The following is a 24,467-nucleotide window of genomic DNA, read 5'->3' on the forward strand; positions in this document are numbered from 1 at the left end:
GAGCTTGCTCGCGATAGCGGTGGACCAGTCAACATTGATATCGACTGACAGTCCGCCATCGCGAGCAAGCTCGCTCCCACAGGGCCTTCTGTTCAATTCAAGAGCGAGGCTCAGCCTTCCACCAACTGCCGCACTGCCATAATTTCCGGCAAATCACTGCGGGCCATGTACACCCGCAAAGGTTCGGTGAGGTTGATCCGGTCGTCGATGTTCTGATCCAGCAACAACTGGATCCGCTCGCGCTTGAGGGCCATGGTGCCGTCCGCCACAGGGACCCAGACAAATTCGCTGGTGGGGATGATGCCGTCATCGGCCACGTCCATGCCAAAGGCGTCTTCGCTGAACCGTACGATGTAGTGGCCGGTCTTGCGGTTCAAGCCCACAAATCCCTTGAGTTGGTCAGCGGCCTGGCAGATGAATGTCGAAGTGGTGCGCATGGTAAACCTCATGGATGCGTCCCTCGGGACGTCTGATCGATGGTTTACACGCTAGGCAAGTAACGCTGCTTCGGGTTTCCCTCTGCCGGGGAAACTGATGCGCTAAGGGTACTGCAAAGCATCCTGAAAATGCGTGGGAAAAATCGCTTTGCACAGGTTTATGTCGGTATAGCGATAGCGCCGATAGCATTCAGTTGTTAAAAGAGAGGTCTTTGCGAAACCTACGAAAGGACCTCGAGTATGCCTCTCACCTTCACCCGTAGCGCCCTGATGCTCAGCCTGTTGCTCGGCTTCGGCCAGACCCAGGCTGCCGAGACCCCAAGCCCCAAGGCCCTGGCAGCCCTTCAGGGCATTCCTCATCCAGCCGTCATCGCCCACCGCGGCGCCTCGTTCGACGCGCCGGAATCCACCGCCGCCGCCTACAAACTGGCCCGCGACCTGGGCGCCGACTATCTGGAACTGGACCTACAACGCAGCAAGGATGGGGTGTTGTTCGTCCTGCATGACGACAGCCTGCTGCGTACCACGGATGTCGCGACAAAATTCCCTGAGCGCAAGGACAGCACCGCCAACGAATTCACCATGGCGGAACTCAGAACCCTCGATGCCGGCAGCTGGTTCAACACCACCTACCCGGATCGCGCTCGACCGTCGTTCGTGGGTTTGAAAATCCTCACCCTCGATGAAGTGATCAACATCGCCGAGGGTAACCCGCAGCACAAACCGGGGCTGTACATCGAGACCAAAGAGCCGAAGCTGTTCCCCGGCATCGAACGCGATCTGAAAGAGAAACTGCAGGACCGCGGCTGGCTGATCCCCTCCGGGTCCAAACTGGCCAAGCGCGCCACCGGGGTCGGTCAAGGCAAGGGCAAAGTGGTCTTGCAGACCTTCGAAAAGAGCAGCCTCGAACTGCTGCATAAAGAAATGCCGAAAGTGCCGAAAGTGCTGCTGTTGTGGGTGGGTGATGGCTACATCGAGTCTAAGTCCAAGGTGACATTTGCCGAGTCCGGCGAGAAGGACAAGGCGGCTTACTACGCCAAGCAGGAACCCAAGGACAGGGCAGAATTCGAGCAATGGGTCCAGTACGCCAAGGCCCAAGGCGCCGCCGGCACCGGACCTTCCGCGGCGTTGACCCATGGCGGCAGCCAGAGTTACTCGGACCTGGTGCAACCGTGGATGAACCAGTACACCCATGACCAGGGCCTGCTGGTGCATGTCTACACCGTGGATGAAGCGGTGGACTTCAAGAAAGTCATGGATGCCGGCGTGGATGGCATCTTCACCAACCGCGCCAGTGAACTGCTCAAGTACTTCAAGCGCCCCGACACGGGCAGCGTGGCCCAGTTGCTGGAGAAGAACGGTTACTGACCCGAACGCGTCCATGGGACAACGGCTTAGTCCCATGGGCTTTTATCCTGGATTTCAAAAGTTTTCCGAATTAAGGGTGAATTAAGTTGCCAGAGATAATCTGAACTCACTTAAACGAAACACGCCTTTAATGACACCAAGGAAAGTACTTATGAAAACGTTGACTGCCCTGTTCACCGCTGCTGCATTGACCCTCACCGCTGGTCTGGCCCAGGCTGACGTTCGAATCGACCAGATTCCGCAACTGGTCAAGGAAGGCAAGATCAAGTCCCTGGAATCAATGAACGAAGAAGCCCTGAAGTTGCACCCAGGGGCCACCATCACCGACACCGACCTGGATAACCACTTCAACGGTTATGAGTATGAAGTGGAACTCAAGACTGCCGATGGCAAAGAGTTTGACGTTGACTTCGACGCGACTACCGGCAAGGTCCTGAGCAACAAGCAAGACACTTGATTCATCTGCACAAAAAAGCCGCGCAACTTTCGAGTTGCGCGGCTTTTTTGCGTTTATAACTACCGCAAACGACCGTCAGGCACTCAACCGTGCGGTCACCTCATTCAACTGCCCCGACAAGTCGTGCAAATCCTGGCTGGCAGCTTCGGTGCGCTGCACGTTGTCCAGGTTGGTGCTGGCAATGCAGGTGATTTCAGTCAGGTTACGTGAGATGTCTTCGGCCACGGACGTCTGCTCTTCCGCAGCAGTGGCGATCTGGCGATTCATGTCGCGAATGGCTTCGACAGCCTGGGTAATGCGTTCGAGCATTACACCGGCCTGGGTCACCTGTTCCACACTTTCCTCGCTACGGGACTGTCCACTCTCAATGGCGTGGGCTGCGTCCACCGCGCCGGTTTGCACCGTCTGGATGATCTGGTTGATCTCGATGATAGATGACGCCGTGCGCTGGGCCAGGCTGCGCACCTCATCGGCGACCACCGCGAAACCGCGCCCCGCCTCCCCCGCTCGCGCAGCTTCGATGGCGGCGTTGAGGGCCAGCAGGTTGGTCTGTTCAGCAATCCCGCGGATTACCTCCAACACCTTGCCAATGCGCCCACTGTCGGTTTCCAACTGACGGATGACCGTGGCCGTGTTGGCGATCTCGCCGCGCATGCGAGTAATGGTGTGGATGGTCCCTTGCATGACCTTCTCGCCCTGCTGCGCCGATTGATCGGCGTCATCGGCCGCCCTCGCAGCGTCAGCGGCGTGGCGGGCCACTTCCTGGGCCGTGGCGGACATTTCGTTCATCGCCGTCGCCACCTGATCGGTGCGCTCGAATTGCTCGCTGGTGCCCTGGCTCATCAGGCTGGCGATGGCACTGAGTTCACCGCTGGCACTGTCCAGCTCCGTGGCACTGCGTTGCAGGCGGGCAAAGGTTTCGGCAAGAAAATCCCGCAGGGTGTTGGCCGCTACCGCCAAATTGCCCAGCTCGTCCTGACGGTTGCTCGTCACACGCTCGGCGAAACGCCCATGACTCAATCGGGTCACGTATTCGATCAGGTTACGGATCGGCTGAACCAAGTTGCGATTGACCAGCCACAGGCTGAACAAGCCAATCAGCACGCCCGACACCAGCATGACCAGGGTGCCCAGCATAATCGTGCGATCGGCACTGGCACTGATCAGCACCGATTGCTCGGTACCCAGCTTGCGCAGCTCCACCACCAGCGCGCTCATTTGCTCACTGGCGGCACGGTCCACGCCCTTGACCGCCGCATCACCCACCGCGGAATCACCACCGGAGGCGACAAATGCATCATGGCCCTTTTGGTAGGCCGTACTTAACTGACGATGTTCATCACGCAGGCCCTCGATACGTGTCTTGATTGGCGCCGGCAGACCTTCACGCTCGCTCAATTCACCAAGGATGCTCTGGACATCATGCTGACGCGCCTCGAACTGCTTCCAGTATTTATCCAGTTCCGCGGGCTGCTTACCGCGCAGCAGGACATTTTTCCATTCCTGTACCTGCACCTTGAACTGCAGGTTAGCCTCGTCGATCAACTGCGAAGCACGCAATGGGCCATCGATCAGATTGCGGTAACTCTGGACACCGCTGGAAAGGAAATGGAAGGACGCAAGGGCGATCAACAGCATGGCCAACAGGCTACCGCTCAACAGAGCCAGAATCTGGGCTCTCAGGGATTTTTGTAGAAACATGGGAGGAAATCTCTAGGCAGAAAAAACAGGGACGACATCCTGACCTCCATGTCCGTAGCACCCAACGTCGGACCCCGAATGCAGGGGATATGAACATAGCATCGACCTGTCGGGGGCATTCTTGAGCCTTTGGCGACTGCCGGTAACACCAGCTTGGCAGCACGAATAGAACTGTCACAAAACCATCAAGAAAGCTTGCGATGATGCCATTCAAGTGAACCTGTAGCCGCCACAGGCACTTCCCGCCAGCGAGATTTCATGAACCACAGCATCGATCAAAGCCACCGCGACCCGGACCTGTTCGGCCTGCTTTACGGATTTCGTTTCCGCCCCGGCGAACGTGGACAAGAGATCGATTCGGCGCAAGCCCTGCAAAGCCTGCAACACCCCCAAGAATCAGACGAGTTCCTCTGGCTGCACCTGAACCTGGCTCATGCCGCGTGCGAGCGCTGGATGAAAAGCCATCTGGCCCTGCCCGAGGAATTTTTCGAAGCCTTGCACGAAGGCTCGCGCTCGACCCGCATCGAGCATGTCGACTCGGCGTTGCTGGCCGTGGTGAACGATGTCGTGTTCAACCTCAGCAACATGGTGTCCTCGGATGTCTCCACCTTGTGGGTGTGCGTTCACAGTCGATTGATTATCAGCGCGCGGTTACAGCCCCTGCACTCGGTCGACAAGCTGCGCTCGTCGGTCAAGGCCGGCGAGTGCTTTCGCTCGCCACTGGAGTTGCTCGTGCATTTGTTGCGCGACCAAGGCGAAGTGCTGACCCAGATCGTGCGCAAGACCAGTCTCAGCGTCGACCAGGTCGAGGATCAGTTACTGTCCTCGCAACTGTCGACCAACCGCACCGAACTGGGCAGCAACCGTCGGGTACTGGTGCGCCTGCAGCGCTTGCTGGCCCTGGAGCCGGGGTCGTTGCTGCGTCTGCTCAATCGCCCGCCGCAGTGGTTGCAGAAAGAAGACGTCAAGGAGCTGCGCAAATCCACCGAGGAATTCGCCCTGATCATCAACGACCTCACCGCGTTGGGCGAACGGATCAAGCTGCTGCAGGAAGAAATCGCCGCCAACCTCAACGAACAAAGCAACCGCACCTTGTTCACCCTGACCGTGGTCACGGTGTTGGCGCTGCCCATCAACATCATTGCCGGTTTTTTTGGCATGAACGTGGGCGGCGTTCCGCTGGCCAGCGATCCCGAAGGTTTCTGGATCCTGGTGGCGCTGGTGGCAACCTTTACGCTGATTGCTGGCCGATGGGCGTTTCGCAAGCGTCGCGACTATTGAGTCGGAGCATTGAACATGACCTGTCCAGACAACCCCTTTTGTCGGCACAGCGGGATTTAAAAGTCTTTTTGTCATTTCTCCTGGGGTATCCTGCCCAGGCTTTTTAAAAGCGCGGATCTACCAGATCTATCCACAGACTTTGCGAGGAGCGCGATATGCACGAGATCCCTAATCTCCCCTTCCCAAGCCTGCACGACACTGAGCAGACGACCACGCTACAAGCCGGGGGGCAACCTGCCCAGCAACCCGAGCCGAAAGAAGCCACTGAACGCCGCCAGGCTGACAGCGAAGACTGATTGACCCGCACCACCAGACCGTGTGGAAAGCGCTAAGATGCGCTTTCCACACTGCCTGAATCCCGAGCCCCGCACCATGACCGACAACACCCCCACCTTCAGCGAAACCCAAGCCAGCGTGCTGATCGGCACCGCCGAGAAAATGGTCGAAATCTGGACACGCCTTTCTCCCGAGAAACAAGCCGCCCTGCTGGCTCGTTTCGGCACCGAAGAAAACGCCCTCGCCGCCCTGGTCACCACGCACCTTGTCGCGGGACAAAACGACCGCTGAATCACCACTGGGCAAATAGTTTTACTTTTCCACGCCCTGCCACCACGGTCGCCGTTATCATAAGCAGCCTATCTATCCAGCTGCTCCGTGGACCTTTTCCCCATGTCAGATTCCCAGCGCCCCCTGGCGGTCACGCTGCAAGTCGTTTCCATCGTCCTGTTCACTTTCATCGGCTACCTGAATATCGGCATTCCCCTGGCCGTGCTACCCGGGTACGTCCATGGCGAGCTGGGTTTCGGCGCGGTGGTCGCCGGCCTGGTGATCAGCGTGCAGTACCTGGCCACCCTGCTCAGCCGTCCGTACGCAGGACGAATCATCGACAACCTGGGCAGCAAGCGTGCGGTCATGTTCGGCCTCGCCGGCTGCGGGTTGAGCGGTGTGTTCATGCTGGTGTCTGCCTGGACGCCCCACCTGCCAACGTTCAGCCTGATCAGCCTGTTGATCGGGCGCCTGGTGCTGGGCAGTGCGGAAAGCCTGGTGGGCTCGGGTTCGATTGGCTGGGGCATCGGCCGGGTCGGTGCGGCCAATACCGCCAAGGTGATTTCCTGGAACGGTATCGCCAGTTACGGCGCGCTGGCGATTGGTGCACCGCTGGGGGTGTGGCTGGTCAATCGCCTGGGGCTGTGGAGCATGGGCGTCAGCATTATCCTGCTGGGTTTGTTGGGGTTGGCATTGGCCTGGCGCAAGGCCGCTGCGCCCATTGTCGTCGGCGAACGCCTGCCGTTCATGCACGTGCTGGGGCGCGTCCTGCCGCACGGCTGTGGCCTGGCCCTGGGCTCCATCGGGTTCGGCACCATCGCCACGTTTATCACCCTGTACTACGCCACCCAGCATTGGGACAACGCGGTGTTGTGCCTGAGCCTGTTCGGCGCCAGCTTCATCGGCGCGCGTTTGTTGTTCGGTAACCTGATCAACCGCCTGGGCGGCTTCCGCGTGGCGATTGCCTGCCTGTCGGTGGAAACCCTCGGTCTGTTGCTGCTGTGGCTCGCACCGGACGCCCATTGGGCCCTGGCGGGCGCAGCGTTGAGCGGTTTCGGCTTTTCCCTGGTGTTCCCGGCGCTGGGGGTGGAGGCGGTCAATCTGGTGCCAGCCTCCAGCCGTGGCGCGGCGGTCGGGGCTTATTCGCTGTTCATCGACTTGTCGCTGGGGATCACTGGGCCACTGGCCGGTGCAGTGGCGGCGGGCTTCGGCTTTGCCTCGATCTTTTTGTTCGCCGCACTGGCGGCCCTTGGCGGATTGGCACTGAGCGTCTATCTGTACCGTCAGGCGCCGAGGTATCGCGAAGAACGGCAGAGACGCTAGAAGTCCACCTTGCCGCGCCCGGCCTTGATCGAGCCGCGCTTGGTCTTGGATTCCAGCCGACGCTTTTTCGAGCCCAGGGTCGGTTTGGTCGGGCGACGCTTCTTTTCCACCTTGGTGGCGCTGAGGATCAGTTCGACCAGGCGTTCCAGGGCATCGGCTCGATTCTGTTCCTGGGTGCGGTATTGCTGGGCCTTGATGATCAATACGCCGTCGCTGGTAATGCGACTGTCGCGCAGGGCCAGCAAGCGCTCCTTATAGAACTCGGGCAAGGATGAGGCAGGAATGTCGAAGCGCAGGTGCACCGCACTGGACACCTTGTTGACGTTCTGCCCTCCGGCACCCTGGGCACGGATGGCCGTCAGCTCGATTTCGGCGTCCGGGATGTGCACAGTGTTGGAAATCGCCAGCATGGGAAAAGGGTCCGCTATCAGGACCCACAGAATACCCCGAATTCCCCAGCCAACACCTATCCCTGTGGGAGCGAGCTTGCTCGCGATTGCAGTGTGTCAGTCACCCTTGATACTGCTGACCCAACGCCATCGCGAGCAAGCTCGCTCCCACAGGGTTTCGTGTTTACTTGGCAGCCGCTGCCACGGCCATTTCATGCCGGGCACTGCGCTTGTTCTTGATCCAATAGCACACCCACATGAACACCAGCCACACCGGGATCGCATACACCGAGATCTGGATGCCGGGGATCAACAGCATCACGCCCAGAATGAACACCACGAACGCCAGGCAGACGTAGTTGCCATACGGATACCACAGCGCCTTGAACAACGGCGTCTGGCGGGTCTGGTTCATGTGTTGGCGAAACTTGAAGTGCGAGTAGCTGATCATCGCCCAGTTGATCACCAGGGTCGCGACCACCAGCGACATGAGCAACTCCAGCGCATGCTGCGGGATCAAGTAGTTCAGCAGCACCGCCACCAGAGTCACGGCAGCCGAAGCGAGGATCGAACGCACCGGCACGCCGCGCTTGTCGATCTTGGCCAGGGCCTTGGGCGCATCGCCCTGCTCGGCCATGCCCAGCAGCATACGGCTGTTGCAGTAGGTGCCGCTGTTGTACACCGACAGTGCGGCGGTCAGCACCACGAAGTTGAGGATGTGCGCCGCCGTGTTGCTGCCCAACATCGAGAACACCTGCACGAACGGGCTGCCACTGTAGGCATCGCCTGAGGCGTTGAGACTGCTCAGCAGGCTGTCCCAAGGCGTCAAGGACAGCAGCACCACGAGGGCGCCAATGTAGAAAATCAGGATCCGGTAGATCACTTGGTTGATGGCCTTGGGGATCACGGTTTTCGGTTTGTCGGCCTCAGCGGCGGTGAAGCCGAGCATCTCCAGACCACCGAAGGAGAACATGATGATCGCCATCGCCATCACCAGGCCGCTGACGCCATTAGGGAAGAACCCACCGTGGGCCCACAGGTTGGTCACCGAGGCTTGTGGCCCGCCGTGACCGCTGACCAGCAGGTAGCTGCCCAAGGCGATCATGCCGACGATCGCCACGACCTTGATGATCGCGAACCAGAACTCGGCCTCGCCGAAGACTTTGACGTTGGCCAGGTTGATGGCGTTGATCAGGATGAAAAACGCTGCGGCCGAGGCCCAGGTCGGAATGTCCGGCGCCCAGTAGTGGATGTACTTGCCCACCGCCGTCAGCTCGGACATGCCCACCAGGATGTAGAGAATCCAGCAGTTCCACCCCGACAGGAACCCGGCGAATCCGCCCCAGTACTTGTGGGCAAAGTGACTGAAGGAACCGGCTACCGGCTCTTCGACAATCATTTCCCCCAACTGGCGCATGATCATGAAGGCGATGAAGCCGCAAATGGCGTAGCCGAGGATCATTGACGGACCGGCTGACTTCAGCACCCCCGCCGAACCGAGGAACAGGCCGGTGCCAATTGCGCCACCGAGGGCGATCAGTTGAATGTGTCGATTGTTCAGGCCGCGTTTCAGCTCGCCTGAATGCGAGTTTTGTCCACTCATGAAAAAGGTCTCACGCAAGGTTTGATGATGCTCGTTGGACGTTGCCGCTCGAATCGGATCTCAAGCAGCGCCGATCAAACCCCAGCGCAGGCACCAGGAATTCAGCGTTTTTACAACGGTCATGCGTCACCTGCTTGTTTTTATCTGTGACGAAATCGAACCCGACACGCTTGTGGCGTGGCGGAGTGAACAAGGCGGATAACCTTGAAAGTGCGTGGGTACGCATAGGGTCACAGAAAAACGCGGCGCATTGTACACCGCCGCCCCCCTGCTACCAGACACTGGGACGCATATCACCCTTCCCGCCGCGTTGAAACAATCGGGCCAGAGCCTCGGTAAGCCCCCTACCGCGGGCGCGGCGGAAGCTTTTTCTTACAACTTCTGAAATTGCCGTTTTGGGTCAACTCGACAAGGGAAATTCGTAAGGATTTCTTTACAACGTGTAACGCATGGTTTCCAAGTAGGAATTTTCCTTCAACTGCCTGCAAATTGACGGTAGGTAGCTACCTAATAAAAAAAATCGCCAGACAGCTGTTTTTGAATGAGTAATTTCCTCGCAAAAAATGGAATAAAAAATTCAAAAGAATAAAATGAAATTATTTTTTTGCATTCCAAAAAACCCTGGACTAGGTTTCAGCGACTTGCCGATGCGTCGTGTCGCCAAGTTTTGCGGTGCAGCTTCCGGTCAGATTTCGCTCGCCGACTCGCTCCGCAATTTTCCGTAAAAGTCATCTAGGAGATTCACTATGCAAGCACTGGACAAAGACTTGGAAACCGAACTGCAACTGGACGAATGGTTTGAAGCACCGACCCATGAAGCCGCCGTTGAAATGATGCAAGCCGACGCCGTCGTTCCGTTCGGCACGGCGATGTGGCCTCTGTAGGCATTGCCCGGCGGAGGCGATCCGGCCGATCGACTCCGCCGCTTTCTGCCGGTTGTCAGGAAAGCCACTCTACTTGTCAGGGAAGAATAAGCATGGACACACAACGAGCCATCTCACATTTCCTTTACTACCTCGAACATCATCCCGCCCTGGCCGGCATCCAGTCCGCCAAGGTGTTGCTCGGCCATACCGCCGACTACGAAGCACTGACCGGTGCCATCGCCGAACAGGCTGGCAGCGGCTCACCCTTCCGGTTCAGCGCCATGCGCCTGGACCTTGAATCCACCGAGCGCCTGTCCAAGGCGATTGCCGACAGCGATCTGTATATTTTTTTCTACGATTCATCCACCTTGCCCAACCCGCGCCCCGACGGCCCGGACTTTGTCCGCGCGCTGCAAGGTGTGATGGCGGACAACTGGAAGAAGTCGCTGTTGTTCAAGGATTACGGCGATTATTTCTACGACACCTTCAGCGTCATTCCCCAGCGTATCGCCGGGCTCAACAGCCACTTGATCCGGCGGATGTCCCAAGCGACAACCCTGAGCTTCCAGGATGACCTGGGCTCGTACTTCGACACCGACCTCAACAGCGTCAAGAAATGGACCGACATCAACGGCCTCGGCAACTATGACCTGGCCCCCGGCGAAATCGCCACCCACAGCGACACCATCAATGGCCAGGTGAAATTCGTCGGTACGTTCCTGAGCACCATCCCGTTCGCCCGCAAGTACGGAGTGCTGCAATCGCCGCTGGAGTTGTGGATCGAAGACTCGACCATCCAGAAAATCGCTACCGACGTGCCGGGCCTGGAACACGACTTCAACAAGTACCTGGACGCCAACCCATCCAACCGTCGCATCGAGGAACTGGGAATCGGCACCAACGAGGGGGTCAAGAGTCTTTATGCCCGCAATGCCGGTTTCGAGGAGCGCCATTGCGGCCTGCACCTGGGGCTCGGAGGCGGGGCCAAGGGCAGCCATCACCTGGACCTGATTTTCGAGAGCGGCGTGTTGGCGCTGGACAATGAACGGATGTTTGATGGGCGGTTTGTACTCTAGGTTGGGGTTTTCGTAAGGCTGATGCCGCCATCGCGAGCAAGCTCGCTCCCACAGTGGGACGGCGTTGAATGCAAATCTTCCATTCGCTGAAGACCCCTGTGGGAGCGAGCTTGCTCGCGATGGCGGCCCCATCTGCGCCACATCACTAAAGCCAGGCCAAAAAAAAACGCCAACCCTAAGGTTGGCGTTTTTCATGGGCGCTCGCCGATCACTCCGGCTTGCGACGCCCAAACCCCGGACGCTGCCCGGAACCTGCCGGTGCGCCACGGCGCTTGCCCGATGGCGTGTCGCGGTCGACCAGGACGATGCCCGGGCGCTTTTTCGGTGCTGGCTTGGCCGGGCGCTTGGTGTCAGCCGGGCGATCGGCCACTGGCGTGCCACGGCCAGCAGGAGCACCGCGACCTTCGCCGCGCTCAGTGCGACCATTGGCCGGACGTGGCGTGCGCGGGCCGCGCTCACCGTCCTGGCGTGCCGCAGGCTTACGGGCCGGGCGTTCGCCTTCGATCTGCGGCTCGCGGGAAGGACGTGGGCCGGTCGGCGCGCCCTCGGCAGCCGGGCGCAGCGTACGCACGCGCTCGGTCTTGCCCATCGGACGCGAAGACTTGCGCTGCATCCGCTCCAGCTTGTCCTTGCTCTTGGCGGTCATCTGCGGCATCGCCACAGGCTGGAGGCCGACTTCGGCCGCCAGGATGTCGACTTCGTACTGGCTCATTTCGCGCCAGCGGCCCATCGGCAGGTCAGAGTTGAGGAACACCGGGCCGAAACGCACGCGCTTCAGGCGGCTGACCACCAGCCCCTGGGACTCCCACAAACGCCGCACTTCACGGTTACGGCCTTCCATCACGACGCAGTGGTACCAATGGTTGAAACCTTCGCCTCCCGGCGCCTGCTTGATGTCGGTGAAACGCGCCGGGCCGTCTTCCAGCACCACGCCAGCCTTCAGGCGCTCGATCATCTCGTCGTCGACTTCGCCCCGCACGCGCACGGCGTATTCGCGGTCCATTTCGTAGGACGGGTGCATCAGGCGGTTGGCCAGTTCACCGTCGGTGGTGAACATCAGCAGACCGGTGGTGTTGATGTCCAGGCGACCGATGTTGATCCAACGGCCTTCTTTAGGACGCGGCATCTTGTCGAACACGGTCGGACGGCCTTCCGGGTCGTCACGGGTGCAGATCTCACCGTCGGGTTTGTTGTACATGATCACGCGGCGCACCGCTTCGGCGGCTTCTTCGCGCTTGATCACCTTGCCATCGATGGTGATAGCGTCGTGCATGTCGACACGCAGGCCCAAGGTGGCATCTTTGCCGTTGACCTTGATCCGGCCCTGGGTGATCCAGGCTTCCACGTCGCGGCGCGAGCCGACGCCGATCCGGGCGAGAACCTTTTGCAGCTTCTCGCCTGCTGGGCCGATTTCCTGGCTGTCGTTCTGGTCTAGGTCTTTCATTCTGGGCACCTCCCGGTGTGGTCGGGTCAGGCGCTTGGCCTGACGCTTTGAAAACGGGTCTTTGGCGAAGGCTTCGCCGAAGGGTCGCGAATCATACGCCTGTTGAGGCGATTGCGCATCAGAGACTAGCTGATCGACGAACGTCCGGTACTTTTTCCGCCGACCGGTGCGGCGCACGACTCCTGTGGGAGCTAGCCCGCTCGCGATTGCCAGCGTTGGCTGTCAGACCGCTATCGCGAGCAAGCTCGCTCCCACAGGGAATTGGGGTGTGCAGGGCTCCTGTGACCATCGCAGATCCATTGTGGGAGCGAGCTTGCTCGCGATAGCGGTGGTCCAGTCACCAAAAAATCGGATCAGTCGTCGAGCTGGCGCCGTTCGTTTTCGATCGCTTCGGCCAAGGCCCGGGCTTCGGCTTCTTCGTCGCTCAGTTCGGGTTCCGGCGGCTGGAGGGCGGCGACGGCGGCCAGCAGTTTCCCCCGGGCTTCGGCAACGCCGAGGATGTCCTCTTCCGGTTCCGGTTCCGCTTCTGGCTCTGGCTCTGGCTCTGGTTCCACCTCGCTGTCGGGCTCCGCCAGCTTATCCGGCTCCCCTTCAAGCCTAGGCCCCTCACGCAGCAGGTCGTCGAAATCGGTCTTCAGGCCTTCTTCCATGGTGTCCAGCTCCAGCAACAACGTGTGGAAGCTGGTCTCCTCCTTGGGTTCTTCCGGTTCTGCGCTGGCATCGGCCAATTCCTGCAGGCCCTGGGGCACCGGCACGTCGTCGAACTCCAGCATCGGTTCGGGTTCCAGCTCCCGCAGTTCGGCCAGGGGCGGCAGGTCATCCAGGTTCTTCAGGTTGAAGTGATCAAGGAAACCCTTGGTGGTGGCGAACATGGCAGGCTTGCCGGGTACGTCGCGATAGCCAACCACACGAATCCATTCGCGCTCCAGCAGTGTCTTGACGATGTGACTGTTGACCGCTACGCCGCGCACGTCCTCGATCTCGCCCCGAGTGATCGGTTGGCGATAAGCAATCAGTGCCATGGTTTCGAGCATGGCGCGGGAATAGCGCTGCGGCCGCTCCTCCCACAGACGCCCGACCCATGGCGCGAACTTCTCGCGAATCTGCAGGCGATAACCGGAAGCCACTTCCTTGAGTTCGAAAGCCCGCCCCTCGCAGGACTTACCCAAAAGAGTCAGGGCTTTCTTGAACACGGCCGGCTCCGGCCGTTCGCCTTCTTCGAAGAGTTCGAACAGCCGTTCCATCGATTGCGGCTTTCCCGAAGCCAACAGGAAAGCTTCAAGCAAGGGCGCCAGCTCGCGGGGTTCAGTCAGATTCATTGATTTGCTCGTTATTCGGCTCGTGCCCGCACGTGGATCGCTGCGAACGGCTCATTCTGCACCAGCTCGACCAAGGATTCCTTGACCAATTCCAAGACCGCCATAAACGTCACCACCACCCCCAACCGCCCCTCCTCGGCGGTGAACAGCTCGACGAAAGGCACGAAACCACCGCCCTTGAGCCGTTCCAGCACATCGCTCATGCGCTCGCGGGTGGACAGCGCTTCGCGGCTGACCTGGTGACTTTCAAACATATCGCCCCGGCGCAGGACCTCGGCCATGGACATCAGCAACTCTTCCAGGCTGACGTCCGGCAGCAACTTGCGCGCCCGAGCCTCCGGCGCATCAAGCTTGGGCACCACCACGTCGCGTCCGACCCGGTCCAAGCCATCGAGGCCTTCGGCGGCGACCTTGAAGCGCTCGTATTCCTGCAAGCGTCGGATCAGCTCGGCACGCGGGTCGTCTTCTTCCGCTTCGACCTCCGCCGAGCGCGGTAGCAGCATCCGCGACTTGATCTCGGCCAGCATGGCCGCCATCACCAGGTATTCCGCCGCCAACTCCAGGCGCACCGACTGCATCAGTTCGACGTAGCCCATGTACTGGCGGGTGATTTCCGCCACCGGGATGTCGAGGATGTTGATGTTCTGTTTGCGGATCAGGTACAGCAGCAAGTCGAGCGGGCCCTCGAAGGCCTCGAGGAACACTTCCAGCGCATCCGGCGGGATGTACAGGTCCAGGGGCATTTCCATGACCGCCTGGCCATAGACCATGGCAAACGGCAGTTCTTGCTGCGCGCCGGCCTGGCTGTCCGCGCTATCCACGGCGGCTTCCACAGCGGACATTCAGGCCTCGACCAGGAACGGCGCCGGATCGCCGCAACCGACGCGTACCACTTGCGGTTCGCCGTCGGCCAGGTTGATCACCGTGGACGCCGCCATGCCGCCGAAACCGCCGTCGATGATCAGGTCCACCTGATGTTCGAGCAACTGACGCATTTCGTAAGGATCGGTCATCGGCTCGGTCTCGCCAGGCATGATCAACGTCACGCTCATCAGTGGCTCACCCAGCTCCGCCAGCAGTGCCAGGGCAATGGGGTGGCTCGGCACCCGCAGGCCGATGGTGCGTTTTTTCGGGTGCAGCAACAGCCGCGGGACTTCCCGGGTGGCGTTGAGGATAAAGGTGTACGGCCCTGGCAAATGGGCCTTGAGCAGGCGGAAGGTACCGGTGTCGATCTTGGCGAACAGACCCAACTGCGACAGGTCGCTGCAAATCAATGCGAAGTTGTGCTTGTCATCCAACTGACGCAGGCGTCTCACCCGCTCCACGGCGTTCTTGTCGCCGATCTGGCAGCCAATGGCGTAGGCGGAGTCGGTGGGATAAATCACGACGCCACCGCCACGGATGATTTCAACCGCCTGTTTGATCAGGCGCGCTTGCGGGTTTTCCGGATGAATCTGGAAAAATTGACTCACATGTTCTACCTGTTCAGACGGCGGCGGTAACGGGATCATGTTTGAATCTACACCAAAGCGGTGGCAGATCTTCCGGCAACGGGCGGTATTCGCCAATCTCGGACCAGCCTCCAGGGCCATGGAAATCACTGCCGGCGGTGACCAGCAGGCCGAACTCACGGGCCAGAATCGCCAGGCTGCCGACCTGCTCGGCCGGCTGATGGCCGTTGACCACCTCGATGGCATGGCCCCCTGCTTGAATATAGTCGCCGATCAGGCGCCGGCGCTTGCTACGAGTGAAGTCATAGTGCCACGGATGCGCCAGGCTGACCCAGGCGCCAGCGGCCCGCAGGGTCTCGACGGTTTCCTCGAGCGTCGGCCAGTGCTGTTTGACGTCCCCCAGCTTGCCAGCGCCCAACCACTTGCGGAACGCTTCAGCGCGGTCCTTGACGAACCCTTCGCGCACCATCCAGTCGGCAAAGTGTGGCCGGGCCGGTGCATTGCCGCTGTCACCCAGTTCCTGCTGGATCTGCCGGGCGCCTTCCAGCGCACCGGGCATGCCCTTGAGGGCCAGCTTGCGGCTGATCTCTTCGGAGCGCAGCCAGCGGCCGTCGCGTAATTGGGCGATAGCCCGAACCAGCGCCGGGGCATTCACATCAAAACCGTAGCCCAGCACGTGGATGGTCGCCCCACCCCAGGTACAAGACAACTCAACCCCATTGACCAACTGCATGCCCAACGCCGTGGCGGCGCTACGGGCCTCGTCGAGGCCTTCGAGGGTGTCGTGATCGGTCAGGGCCAGGACTCGCACGCCGTGCTCGAACGCCCGCGCCACCAGAACCGCAGGCGCCAAGGCGCCATCGGAGGCCGTGCTGTGGCAGTGCAAATCAACATTCACGAGAGTTTGTTACCTCAAATCAGCTGGCCCTATCGCGGCCAAGGATGTTTGTTATTATGCCGCCACATCCTGCTTCTGGCTGCCACTGTGAAACAATTCATCGACTTCATCCCGCTCCTGCTGTTTTTCATCGTCTACAAACTTGATCCACGGACCGTCGATATCGCCGGTCATTCCTTGACTGTAGGCGGCATCTACAGCGCCACCGCGATGCTGATCATCAGTTCCCTGGTGGTCTACGGCGCGCTGTTCGTGTCCCAGCGCAAGCTGGAGAAGAGCCAGTGGCTGACCCTGATCGCCTGCCTCGTGTTCGGTAGCCTGACCCTGGCGTTCCACAGCGAAACCTTCCTTAAATGGAAAGCCCCGGTGGTCAACTGGCTGTTCGCACTGGCCTTCATCGGCAGCCACTTCATCGGTGATCGCCTGCTGATCAAGCGCATCATGGGCCACGCCGTGAACCTGCCCGACCTGATCTGGACCCGGTTGAACATCGCCTGGATCGCATTTTTCCTGTTCTGCGGCGCCGCCAATCTGTTTGTCGCGTTCACGTACCAGGACTACTGGGTCGACTTCAAGGTCTTCGGCAGCCTGGGCATGACGCTGCTGTTCCTGATTGCCCAGGGCATCTACCTGGCCCGTCATCTGCACGATGCAGACACCACCACGCCAAAAACCGAGGACTGACATGCTCTACGCAATCATTGCCACCGACGTCGCCAACTCCCTGGAAAAACGCCTGGCCAACCGCCCCGCGCACCTGGAGCGCCTGCAACAGCTCAAGGCCGAAGGCCGCATCGTGCTGGCTGGTCCGCTCCCGGCGGTAGACAGCAATGACCCGGGCGCCGCAGGGTTCACCGGCAGCCTGATCGTGGCCGAGTTCGACTCCCTCGCAGCTGCCCAGGCCTGGGCCGAGGCCGACCCGTTCGTAGCCTGCGGCGTCTATGCCAATGTCGTGGTCAAGCCGTTCAAGCAAGTCCTGCCCTGAATCCCCAGGGGCGATGAGTCTTGCCGGCTCATTGCGCCCGATTGCTCATTGTTCTCGTTGGCCTGCCGACAACCTGTCTAATCTCGATTGGAATTCAGGAGTTGCAATGCGCAAAGGTCCGTTGTGCCTGTTGTTGGTCACGTTGGCGATCGGGGCTCCCGCCCATGGTGAAGAAAACACCGAGGGCAGCCATTCGGCGCCCTTGTCCCTGAGCGCCGGCAGCCATATCGCCGAGCTGCAGCAACGCTTGAAAGACAGCGAACGCCAGCGCGAAGAGCTGGGCAGACAACTGCAAAACGCCGACAGCGAACGCGAGAGCGCGTTGCTGGCCCGGTTACGCCAGGAGAACCAGCGCCTGAAGCTGCAACTCAAGGAAGCCCAGGCCAGCCCTCTGCCACGCCTGTTGACCGATCAACAGCAATGGTTCGTCATTGGCGCCGGGGTAGCGCTATTGGCCCTGCTCTGCGGTATCTTTGCCAGCGGTGGACGTAGACAACGTCGGCAATGGCTAAATTGAGTGAGTCATGAGCGAGCTGTTACTGATTGATGATGACCAGGAGCTGTGTGAGCTCCTCGGCAGTTGGCTGGGCCAGGAAGGTTTCCAGGTCCGCGCCTGCCATGACGGCCAGAGTGCTCGCAAGGCCCTGGCCGAAACCGCCCCGGCGGCGGTGGTGCTGGATGTGATGCTGCCCGACGGCAGCGGCCTGGAACTGCTCAAGCAGTTGCGCAACGATCACCCGGAACTGCCGGTGCTGATGCTTTCGGCCCGGGGCGAGCCGCTGGACCGCATCCTTGGCCTGGAACTGGGCGCTGACGACTACCTCGCCAAGCCCTGCGACCCCCGCGAACTGACCGCCCGCCTGCGCGCCGTCTTGCGCCGCAGCCATCCGACGGCGGTGTCCAGCCAGATCGAATTGGGGGACCTGACCTTCAGCCCGGTGCGTGGCGTGGTCAGCATCGATGAACAGGAACAGACCCTCACCGTTTCCGAAAGCCGCTTGCTCGAAGCGCTACTCAAGCAACCGGGCGAGCCGCTGGACAAGCAGGAACTGGCGCAGATCGCCTTGGGCCGCAAACTCACCCTGTACGACCGTAGCCTCGATATGCACGTGAGCAACCTGCGCAAGAAAATCGGCCCCCACCCCGACGGGCGCCCACGCATTGTCGCCCTGCGTAGCCGGGGTTATTACTACAGTCTCTAGGACACTGTTTGGACCGAGGGGCATGGCTAACCTGTGGCGAGGGAGCTTGCTCCCGCTCGGTTGCGCAGCGACCGCAAAATCTCGGGGCCGCTTCGCAGCCCAGCGGGAGCAAGCTCCCTCGCCACCTGGTTGCCTTATCTTCAACACAATCGGTGTGCAGGCTTATTGGTTTTGTAAGCCCTGCACCAAGTCGTCTTTACCCAAGCTTTACGCCCCCCTGACCGCCGCTGACCTTGATCTCCGTAATCTGCACACATCCGGAACTGACCGGGAATGAGACAAGGAGATACCCCATGCGCAAGACCCTTATCGCTCTGATGTTCGCTGCCGCCCTGCCTACCGTCGCCATGGCCATGCCCGAGGGCCCCGGCCCGATGGGTCCGATGGACGGCCCGCGCCACGGCGGGATGATGCATGACAAAGGCCCCTTCAGCGAACTGGACCTGAGCCGCGAACAACGCCAGCAGATTCGCAAGATCATGGGCGAACAGCGTCACGAACGCCGCGAATTGATGGAGAAGTACCTGGCCAAATTGTCGCCAGCCGATCAGAAAGCCATGAAAGACGAGGTGGAGGCTCGGCGTGAGAAAGTCGATGCGCAGATTCGTGGGCTGCTGAAGCCTGAACAGCAAAAAGAGTTCGACGCGATTCAGAAGAAGCAAGCCGAGCGTCGGGCCGAGTGGGCCGAGTTCAAGGCCTGGAAAGCGCAACAACCGCAAAAAGCGCAATAATGCGTTGAAGGTACCCAGCCCAACGGCAAATCGCCGTTGGGCTTTCTTTGTTCTCGAGGATTCAACGTGCGTTCATTGTTCTGGCGCATCCTGGCCAGTTTCTGGCTGGCCATCGCCCTGGTCGGGGGGCTTTCGATTCTTATGGGCCACATGCTGAACCAGGACGCCTGGATCCTCAGTCGCCATCCGGGTCTCAACACGCTGCCCGAAGAGTGGACGCAAATCTACGAAAGCCAGGGCGAAGACGCGGCCCAGGACATCCTGCAACAACGCAAGCACCAGTATCACATCGACGTCCAGGTGCTCAACGAAAGCGGCGACCCGGTGGTCCGCGGCACCTTCCCGCGTCGCGCCGCCGCCTTCGAAGCGCGGCAGAACAATGACGACCGGCGCCTGCCCTGGCGGCGACTGACCGACGAGTTCACCAGCGCCAAAACGGGCGACACGTACCTGTTCATCTACCGCATCCCCCATCCCGAACTGGACGCCTGGCACCGCGAAAGCCTGCTCTGGCCCCTCAGCGCATTGGGTATCGCCCTGGTGGTGCTGACCTTGTTCAGCCTGTTGGTGACCCTCTCCATCACCCGCCCGCTGAGTCGCCTGCGCGGTGCGGTGCATGACTTGGGCCAAGCCACCTACCAGCAGAACAGCCTCGCCAAGCTCGCCAACCGTCGGGATGAATTCGGTGTGCTCGCCACCGATTTCAACCGCATGGGCGCGCGCCTGCAAAGCTTGATCGGAAGTCAACGGCAGCTGTTGCGCGACGTGTCCCACGAACTGCGCTCGCCCTTGGCCCGCTTGCGCATCGCCCTGGCATTGGCTGAACGAGCCAACCCCGAGGAACGTGAAAAGCTCTGGCCTCGCCTGACTCGCGAATGCGATCGCCTGGAAGCGCTGATCAGCGAAATCCTGGTGTTGGCCCGGGTCGATGCCGACAACGCCAGCGCCGAGGAGGTGGACCTCAACGGCCTGCTGATCACCCTGCAGAAAGATGCGCAGCTGGCTTCACCCGAACAAAACGTGCAACTGGAAACGGAGCCGAACCTGACCCTCAAGGGCTGGCCAACCATGATCGAGCGGGCGGTGGACAACTTGCTGCGCAACGCCCAGCGCTTCAATCCCGCCGGACAACCGATCGAGATGCGCGCGGTGCATCAGGGCGAACGGATCCTGATCAGCGTGCGCGACCACGGGCCGGGCGTGGAGGCCGAACACCTGGGCCAGTTGAGCGAGCCGTTCTACCGCGCCCCCGGCCAGACCGCCGCCGGCCATGGCCTGGGCCTGGCCATTGCGCGCCGTGCCGCCGAACGCCATGGTGGTGCGCTGGTGCTGGCCAACCATCCTGATGGTGGGTTCATCGCGACTCTGGAGTTGCCATTGGTGCCGGGGGCTGTTGTCCAGCCGTAACCTGCAAATGCACAGTTGATCTGTTGACTCCAGGGCAATGCTGCACTCTGTGGCGAGGGAGCTTGCTCCCGCTGGGCTGCGAAGCGGCCCCAAGATTTTGCGGTTGCTGCGCAACCGAGCGGGAGCAAGCTCCCTCGCCACAGGGAATCAAGCAAGCCTAAGTGAGCGGTGTTGCCGAACCCAATAGCAAGAGAGCCCCCCTCAAACCAAACGATAATTCCTCTTATTCAAACTGCCCCGCCCTGTTAGACTTTGCGCCCTCGTTTCACTCGTCTCCCAGGATGTCCGATGCCGTCGTTGCCTCTTCGTCTATGCGCTCTGTTCATGGCCCTGGGCCTGAGTGCCTGCGATGATGCCCCGCGTTTTACCCAGGCCGAACCCGGTGAAGCCCGCTCCGGTGGTGGCGCGACGGTACGCAAGACCGATCAGAACGCCTTCTCCTTGCCCTCGGCCAACCTGCCGCCCTCGCGGCGCGTGGACTTCAGCGTCGGCAACAGTTTCTTCCGCAGCCCCTGGGTGATCGCCCCTTCGACCACCACCGCGCGCGATGGCCTCGGCCCGTTGTTCAACACCAACGCCTGCCAGAACTGCCACATCAAGGACGGTCGCGGCCATCCGCCGGCGCCGGACGCCGCCAGTGCGGTATCGATGCTGGTACGCCTGTCGATCCCCGATGCGCCGCCTTACGCCAAGATCATCGAGCAACTGGGGGTCGTGCCGGAGCCGGTTTACGGCGGGCAGTTGCAGGACATGTCCGTCCCCGGTGTCGCTCCCGAAGGCAAGGTCCGGGTCGATTACAGCCCGGTCCCGGTACGTTTCAAGGACGGCACCGTCGTGGAATTGCGCAAGCCAGACCTGCGAATCACCCAACTGGCCTATGGACCGATGCATCCGGACACGCGTTTTTCCGCCCGCGTCGCCCCGCCGATGATCGGCCTGGGCCTGCTGGAGGCCATCCCCGACGAAGCGATCCTGGCCAACGCCGAGGCCCAGGCGCGGGAAAACAACGGCATTGCCGGTCGTCCCAACCAAGTCTGGGACGACGTTCAGCAAAAAACCGTGCTGGGGCGTTTCGGCTGGAAAGCCGGCCAACCCAACCTCAACCAACAGAACGTCCACGCCTTCTCCGGTGATATGGGCCTGACCACAAGCCTGCGACCCTTCGACGATTGCACCGAGACCCAGGTCGACTGCAAACGCGCGCCCAGCGGCAACGGCCCGGACGGCGAGCCAGAAGTCAGCGACAACATCCTGCGATTGGTGCTGTTCTATAGCCGCAATCTTGCCGTGCCGGCCCGTCGCGAGGTGAACTCGCCCCAGGTGCTGGCCGGCAAGAATCTGTTTTTCCAGGCCGGTTGCCAGTCTTGCCACACACCGAAATACACCACCTCCGCCAACGCGGCCGAACCGGAGCTGGCGAACCAGGTCATCCGCCCTTACAGCGACCTGCTGTTGCACGACATGGGCGAAGGCCTGGCCGACAACCGCAGCGAATTCAAGGCCGGCGGCCGTGACTGGCGCACACCGCCGCTGTGGGGCATCGGTCTGACCGAAACCGTCAACGGCCATACCCAGTTCTTGCACGACGGTCGCGCCCGCAATCTGCTCGAAGCCGTGCTGTGGCATGGCGGCGAAGCACAAGCGGCACAGCGACAGGTTCTATCGTTCAACGCCGAGCAGCGTGCTGCGTTGCTGGCCTTTCTGAATTCCCTTTAAACGCATTTTCCGAAAACGGGAGCCCGACATGTTCCGTCCCAAGCTGTTGTTCACCAGCCTCGCCGCCCTCGCCCTCGGTGCCTGTTCGCCCCAGGACCCGCAAGCGGTCACCTCGGCGGCCATCGCCAAGCAAGTGATCCTGCCGACCTACAGCCGCTGGGTCGACGCCGACCGGCAACTGGCGACCAGCGCCTTGGCGTTCTGCCAAGGCAAGGAGAACCTGGAAACCGCCCGCGCCGATTTCCTCAAGGCACAAAAAGCCTGGGCCGAGCTGCAGCCGCTGCTGATCGGTCCACTGGCCGAGGGCAACCGCGCCTGGCAGGTGCAGTTCTGGCCAGACAAGAAAAACCTCGTGGGCCGTCAGGTCGAGCAACTGGTCAACAGCCAGCCGCAGATCGACGCCGCTGGACTGGCCAAGTCCAGCGTCGTGGTCCAGGGCCTTTCGGCCTATGAGTACTTGCTGTTCGACGCCAAGATCGACATGGCCGACAGTGCGCAAAAAGCCAAATACTGCCCACTGCTGACCGCCATCGGTGAACGCCAGAAACAACTGGCCGAAGAGATCCTGTCGCGCTGGAACACCAACGACGGCATGCTCGCCCAGATGAGCAAGTTCCCGAACCAGCGCTACGCCGATTCCCACGAAGCCATCGCCGATCTGCTGCGGGTCCAGGTCACCGCCCTTGACACCCTGAAGAAAAAACTCGGCACGCCGATGGGCCGTCAGAGCAAGGGCGTGCCACAACCATTCCAGGCCGATGCCTGGCGCAGCCAGTCGTCCCTGCAAGGTCTGGAAGCCAGCCTGAACGCGGCCAGGACCGTCTGGGCAGGCGTGGATAACAAGGGCCTGCGCGGCCTGTTGCCCAGCGACCAGAAGCCACTGGCCGACAAGATCGATGCCGCCTACGATGCCTCGTTGAAGTTGTTCGCCAGCAGCCAGCGCTCGCTGACCGAGATGCTCAACGACGACGCCGGGCGCCAGCAACTCAACGATTTGTACGACAGCCTCAACGTCGTCCATCGCCTGCACGAAGGCGAACTGGCCAAGGCGTTGGGCATTCAACTGGGCTTCAACGCCAACGACGGTGACTGACCATGTTTCGACGTCAGGCCTTGGCACTGGGCAGCTTGCTGCTCGGCGCCGTTACCCTGGGCGGCTGGACGCTGTTCAAGCAACAGGACAAGCGTCCGCTATTGCTTTCAGCACGGGACGATGGCGACGGCAAGCATTACGCCGTCGGCTATCGACTGGACGGTACCCAGGTGTTCGCCACCCAAGTCGGCCAGCGCTGCCATGACATCATCCATCATCCGACGCAGCCGATTGCGCTGTTCGTCGCCCGCCGCCCAGGTACCGAAAGCTACCTGATCGACCTGCGCGACGGCGCGTTGCTGCAAACCATTACCTCGCTGCCGAACCGGCATTTCTACGGCCACGCCGTGATCCATAACAGCGGCGAATGGCTGTACGCCACCGAGAACGACACCAGCGATCCCGGACGCGGCCTGCTCGGCGTGTACCGTTTCGAAGGCGAGCGGCTGGTGCACAGCGGCGAGATGTCCACCCACGGCATCGGCCCGCACCAGGTGTCCTGGATGCCCGATGGCGAGACGCTGGTGGTGGCCAATGGCGGCATTCGCACCGAAGCCGAAAGTCGGGTCGAAATGAACCTCGACGCCATGGAGCCTAGCCTGGTGCTGATGCACCGCGATGGCACGCTGCTGAGCAAGGAAACCCTTGCCCAATCGATGAACAGCGTGCGCCACCTGGGTATCGCCAGCGACGGCACCATCGTGTCCGGCCAGCAGTTCATGGGCGATGCCCACGAGTCCTCGCAGCTGTTGGCGATCAAACGGCCGGGCCAGCCGTTCCAGGCGTTCCCGGTGCCCGAGCAGCAATTGCAGGCGATGGGGCACTACACCGCCAGCGTCGCCGTGCACAGCGACCTGCGCCTGGTGGCCTTGACCGCTCCCCGTGGCAACCGCTTTTTCATCTGGGACCTGGACAGCGGCGAAGTACGCCTGGATGCGCCGCTGCCGGACTGTGCTGGCGTGGGTGCGGTGGCCGACGGTTTCGTCGTGACATCTGGCCAGGGACGTTGCCGCTACTACGATTGTAGGCAGACACAACTGGTTGCAAAGCCGCTGGATCTGCCGGCAGGGCTCTGGGACAACCATTTGCATCTGGCCTGAGCAAGGGGGCGAAGCCTATCGGCGCTCAGCGCCTTGGTTTTTGGGAAAAATCCCACGCCCCAGCGGCCCATCAG

26 protein-coding genes and 1 pseudogene are annotated in these 24,467 nt (G+C 61.1%); 17 read left to right on the forward strand and 10 right to left on the reverse strand.

Annotated features, from left to right (window positions below):
* Positions 1–110 precede the first annotated feature (110 nt).
* Positions 111–437 carry a DUF2025 family protein gene (locus QNH97_RS22015; protein WP_283553893.1) on the reverse strand — a complete coding sequence of 109 codons (327 nt, stop codon included), beginning with the start codon at positions 435–437 and terminating at the stop codon, positions 111–113.
* Between the two features lie 240 nt (positions 438–677).
* Between QNH97_RS22015 and QNH97_RS22020 the strand changes: the two genes are divergently transcribed.
* Positions 678–1,805, forward strand: coding sequence for a glycerophosphodiester phosphodiesterase (locus QNH97_RS22020; RefSeq protein ID WP_283553894.1), 1,128 nt, complete (start codon positions 678–680; stop codon positions 1,803–1,805).
* A gap of 151 nt (positions 1,806–1,956) precedes the next feature.
* Positions 1,957–2,262, forward strand: a complete 306-nt coding sequence (locus QNH97_RS22025; RefSeq protein ID WP_053124450.1) for a PepSY domain-containing protein — start codon at positions 1,957–1,959, stop codon at positions 2,260–2,262.
* Between the two features lie 75 nt (positions 2,263–2,337).
* On the opposite strand, the gene QNH97_RS29610 is transcribed toward QNH97_RS22025, so the two are convergent.
* Positions 2,338–3,105 carry a methyl-accepting chemotaxis protein gene (locus tag QNH97_RS29610; protein ID WP_502944552.1) on the reverse strand — a complete coding sequence of 256 codons (768 nt, stop codon included), beginning with the start codon at positions 3,103–3,105 and terminating at the stop codon, positions 2,338–2,340.
* A gap of 165 nt (positions 3,106–3,270) precedes the next feature.
* Positions 3,271–3,963: pseudogene (locus tag QNH97_RS29615) on the reverse strand (methyl-accepting chemotaxis protein); the annotation flags it as partial.
* A 258-nt stretch (positions 3,964–4,221) separates the two neighbouring features.
* Here QNH97_RS29615 and QNH97_RS22035 point away from each other — a divergent pair.
* The 4 genes from QNH97_RS22035 to QNH97_RS22050 all read left to right on the forward strand — a co-directional run bounded on the left by QNH97_RS22035 (position 4,222) and on the right by QNH97_RS22050 (position 7,113).
* Positions 4,222–5,244, forward strand: coding sequence for a transporter (locus QNH97_RS22035; protein WP_283553896.1), 1,023 nt, complete (start codon positions 4,222–4,224; stop codon positions 5,242–5,244).
* Between the two features lie 155 nt (positions 5,245–5,399).
* On the forward strand, positions 5,400–5,540 hold the full coding sequence (locus QNH97_RS22040; protein WP_283553897.1) for a hypothetical protein: 141 nt from the start codon (positions 5,400–5,402) through the stop codon (positions 5,538–5,540).
* Between the two features lie 37 nt (positions 5,541–5,577).
* Entirely contained in the window at positions 5,578–5,811 is a 234-nt protein-coding gene (locus tag QNH97_RS22045) for a hypothetical protein (protein ID WP_283553898.1), read from the forward strand.
* Between the two features lie 102 nt (positions 5,812–5,913).
* Positions 5,914–7,113 (forward strand): MFS transporter, encoded by a 1,200-nt coding sequence (locus tag QNH97_RS22050; RefSeq protein WP_283553899.1) that lies wholly within the window; start codon positions 5,914–5,916, stop codon positions 7,111–7,113.
* Here QNH97_RS22050 and arfB read toward each other — a convergent pair.
* Both arfB and QNH97_RS22060 read right to left on the reverse strand, forming a co-directional pair.
* Positions 7,110–7,523, reverse strand: coding sequence for an alternative ribosome rescue aminoacyl-tRNA hydrolase ArfB (gene arfB, locus QNH97_RS22055; protein WP_025215135.1), 414 nt, complete (start codon positions 7,521–7,523; stop codon positions 7,110–7,112). The genes QNH97_RS22050 and arfB overlap by 4 nt on opposite strands.
* A 163-nt stretch (positions 7,524–7,686) precedes the next feature.
* Positions 7,687–9,105 carry an amino acid permease gene (locus QNH97_RS22060; RefSeq protein WP_283553900.1) on the reverse strand — a complete coding sequence of 473 codons (1,419 nt, stop codon included), beginning with the start codon at positions 9,103–9,105 and terminating at the stop codon, positions 7,687–7,689.
* A gap of 746 nt (positions 9,106–9,851) precedes the next feature.
* On the opposite strand from QNH97_RS22060, the gene QNH97_RS22065 reads away from it, so the two are divergent.
* Together QNH97_RS22065 and QNH97_RS22070 are read left to right on the forward strand one after the other, a co-directional pair.
* Complete coding sequence (locus QNH97_RS22065) at positions 9,852–9,989, forward strand: hypothetical protein (RefSeq protein ID WP_003178782.1); 138 nt, start codon at positions 9,852–9,854, stop codon at positions 9,987–9,989.
* Between the two features lie 92 nt (positions 9,990–10,081).
* Positions 10,082–11,047 (forward strand): M29 family metallopeptidase, encoded by a 966-nt coding sequence (locus QNH97_RS22070; RefSeq protein WP_283553901.1) that lies wholly within the window; start codon positions 10,082–10,084, stop codon positions 11,045–11,047.
* Positions 11,048–11,255: 208 nt separating this feature from the next.
* On the opposite strand, the gene rluB is transcribed toward QNH97_RS22070, so the two are convergent.
* The 5 genes from rluB to QNH97_RS22095 form a co-directional block, all read right to left on the reverse strand.
* On the reverse strand, positions 11,256–12,491 hold the full coding sequence (rluB, locus tag QNH97_RS22075; protein ID WP_283553902.1) for a 23S rRNA pseudouridine(2605) synthase RluB: 1,236 nt from the start codon (positions 12,489–12,491) through the stop codon (positions 11,256–11,258).
* Positions 12,492–12,844: 353 nt separating this feature from the next.
* On the reverse strand, positions 12,845–13,810 hold the full coding sequence (gene scpB, locus QNH97_RS22080) for an SMC-Scp complex subunit ScpB (protein ID WP_283553903.1): 966 nt from the start codon (positions 13,808–13,810) through the stop codon (positions 12,845–12,847).
* Between the two features lie 11 nt (positions 13,811–13,821).
* Complete coding sequence (locus tag QNH97_RS22085; protein WP_502944407.1) at positions 13,822–14,652, reverse strand: segregation and condensation protein A; 831 nt, start codon at positions 14,650–14,652, stop codon at positions 13,822–13,824.
* Positions 14,653–15,282: an L-threonylcarbamoyladenylate synthase gene (locus QNH97_RS22090; protein ID WP_123346552.1), complete on the reverse strand. Its 630-nt coding sequence runs from the start codon at positions 15,280–15,282 to the stop codon at positions 14,653–14,655.
* A 13-nt stretch (positions 15,283–15,295) separates the two neighbouring features.
* Positions 15,296–16,159, reverse strand: coding sequence for a PHP domain-containing protein (locus tag QNH97_RS22095; protein WP_283553904.1), 864 nt, complete (start codon positions 16,157–16,159; stop codon positions 15,296–15,298).
* Positions 16,160–16,246: 87 nt separating this feature from the next.
* Between QNH97_RS22095 and QNH97_RS22100 the strand changes: the two genes are divergently transcribed.
* The 9 genes from QNH97_RS22100 to QNH97_RS22140 all read left to right on the forward strand — a co-directional run bounded on the left by QNH97_RS22100 (position 16,247) and on the right by QNH97_RS22140 (position 24,393).
* Complete coding sequence (locus tag QNH97_RS22100; RefSeq protein WP_283553905.1) at positions 16,247–16,843, forward strand: septation protein A; 597 nt, start codon at positions 16,247–16,249, stop codon at positions 16,841–16,843.
* Between the two features lies 1 nt (position 16,844).
* On the forward strand, positions 16,845–17,144 hold the full coding sequence (locus QNH97_RS22105) for a YciI family protein (RefSeq protein ID WP_283553906.1): 300 nt from the start codon (positions 16,845–16,847) through the stop codon (positions 17,142–17,144).
* Positions 17,145–17,250: 106 nt separating this feature from the next.
* Positions 17,251–17,661: an SH3 domain-containing protein gene (locus tag QNH97_RS22110; RefSeq protein ID WP_283553907.1), complete on the forward strand. Its 411-nt coding sequence runs from the start codon at positions 17,251–17,253 to the stop codon at positions 17,659–17,661.
* A 7-nt stretch (positions 17,662–17,668) separates the two neighbouring features.
* Positions 17,669–18,346, forward strand: a complete 678-nt coding sequence (locus QNH97_RS22115; RefSeq protein WP_283553908.1) for a response regulator transcription factor — start codon at positions 17,669–17,671, stop codon at positions 18,344–18,346.
* Positions 18,347–18,639: 293 nt separating this feature from the next.
* Positions 18,640–19,077 (forward strand): Spy/CpxP family protein refolding chaperone, encoded by a 438-nt coding sequence (locus QNH97_RS22120; RefSeq protein WP_283553909.1) that lies wholly within the window; start codon positions 18,640–18,642, stop codon positions 19,075–19,077.
* Between the two features lie 66 nt (positions 19,078–19,143).
* Positions 19,144–20,484: a sensor histidine kinase gene (locus tag QNH97_RS22125; protein WP_283553910.1), complete on the forward strand. Its 1,341-nt coding sequence runs from the start codon at positions 19,144–19,146 to the stop codon at positions 20,482–20,484.
* Positions 20,485–20,772: 288 nt separating this feature from the next.
* Positions 20,773–22,200 (forward strand): di-heme oxidoreductase family protein, encoded by a 1,428-nt coding sequence (locus QNH97_RS22130; RefSeq protein ID WP_283553911.1) that lies wholly within the window; start codon positions 20,773–20,775, stop codon positions 22,198–22,200.
* Between the two features lie 28 nt (positions 22,201–22,228).
* Positions 22,229–23,293, forward strand: a complete 1,065-nt coding sequence (locus QNH97_RS22135; RefSeq protein ID WP_283553912.1) for an imelysin family protein — start codon at positions 22,229–22,231, stop codon at positions 23,291–23,293.
* Between the two features lie 2 nt (positions 23,294–23,295).
* Positions 23,296–24,393, forward strand: a complete 1,098-nt coding sequence (locus QNH97_RS22140; protein WP_283553913.1) for a DUF1513 domain-containing protein — start codon at positions 23,296–23,298, stop codon at positions 24,391–24,393.
* Positions 24,394–24,467 lie beyond the last annotated feature (74 nt).

The sequence above is a fragment of the Pseudomonas sp. G2-4 genome, assembly GCF_030064125.1.
Taxonomy (GTDB): Bacteria; Pseudomonadota; Gammaproteobacteria; order Pseudomonadales; family Pseudomonadaceae; genus Aquipseudomonas.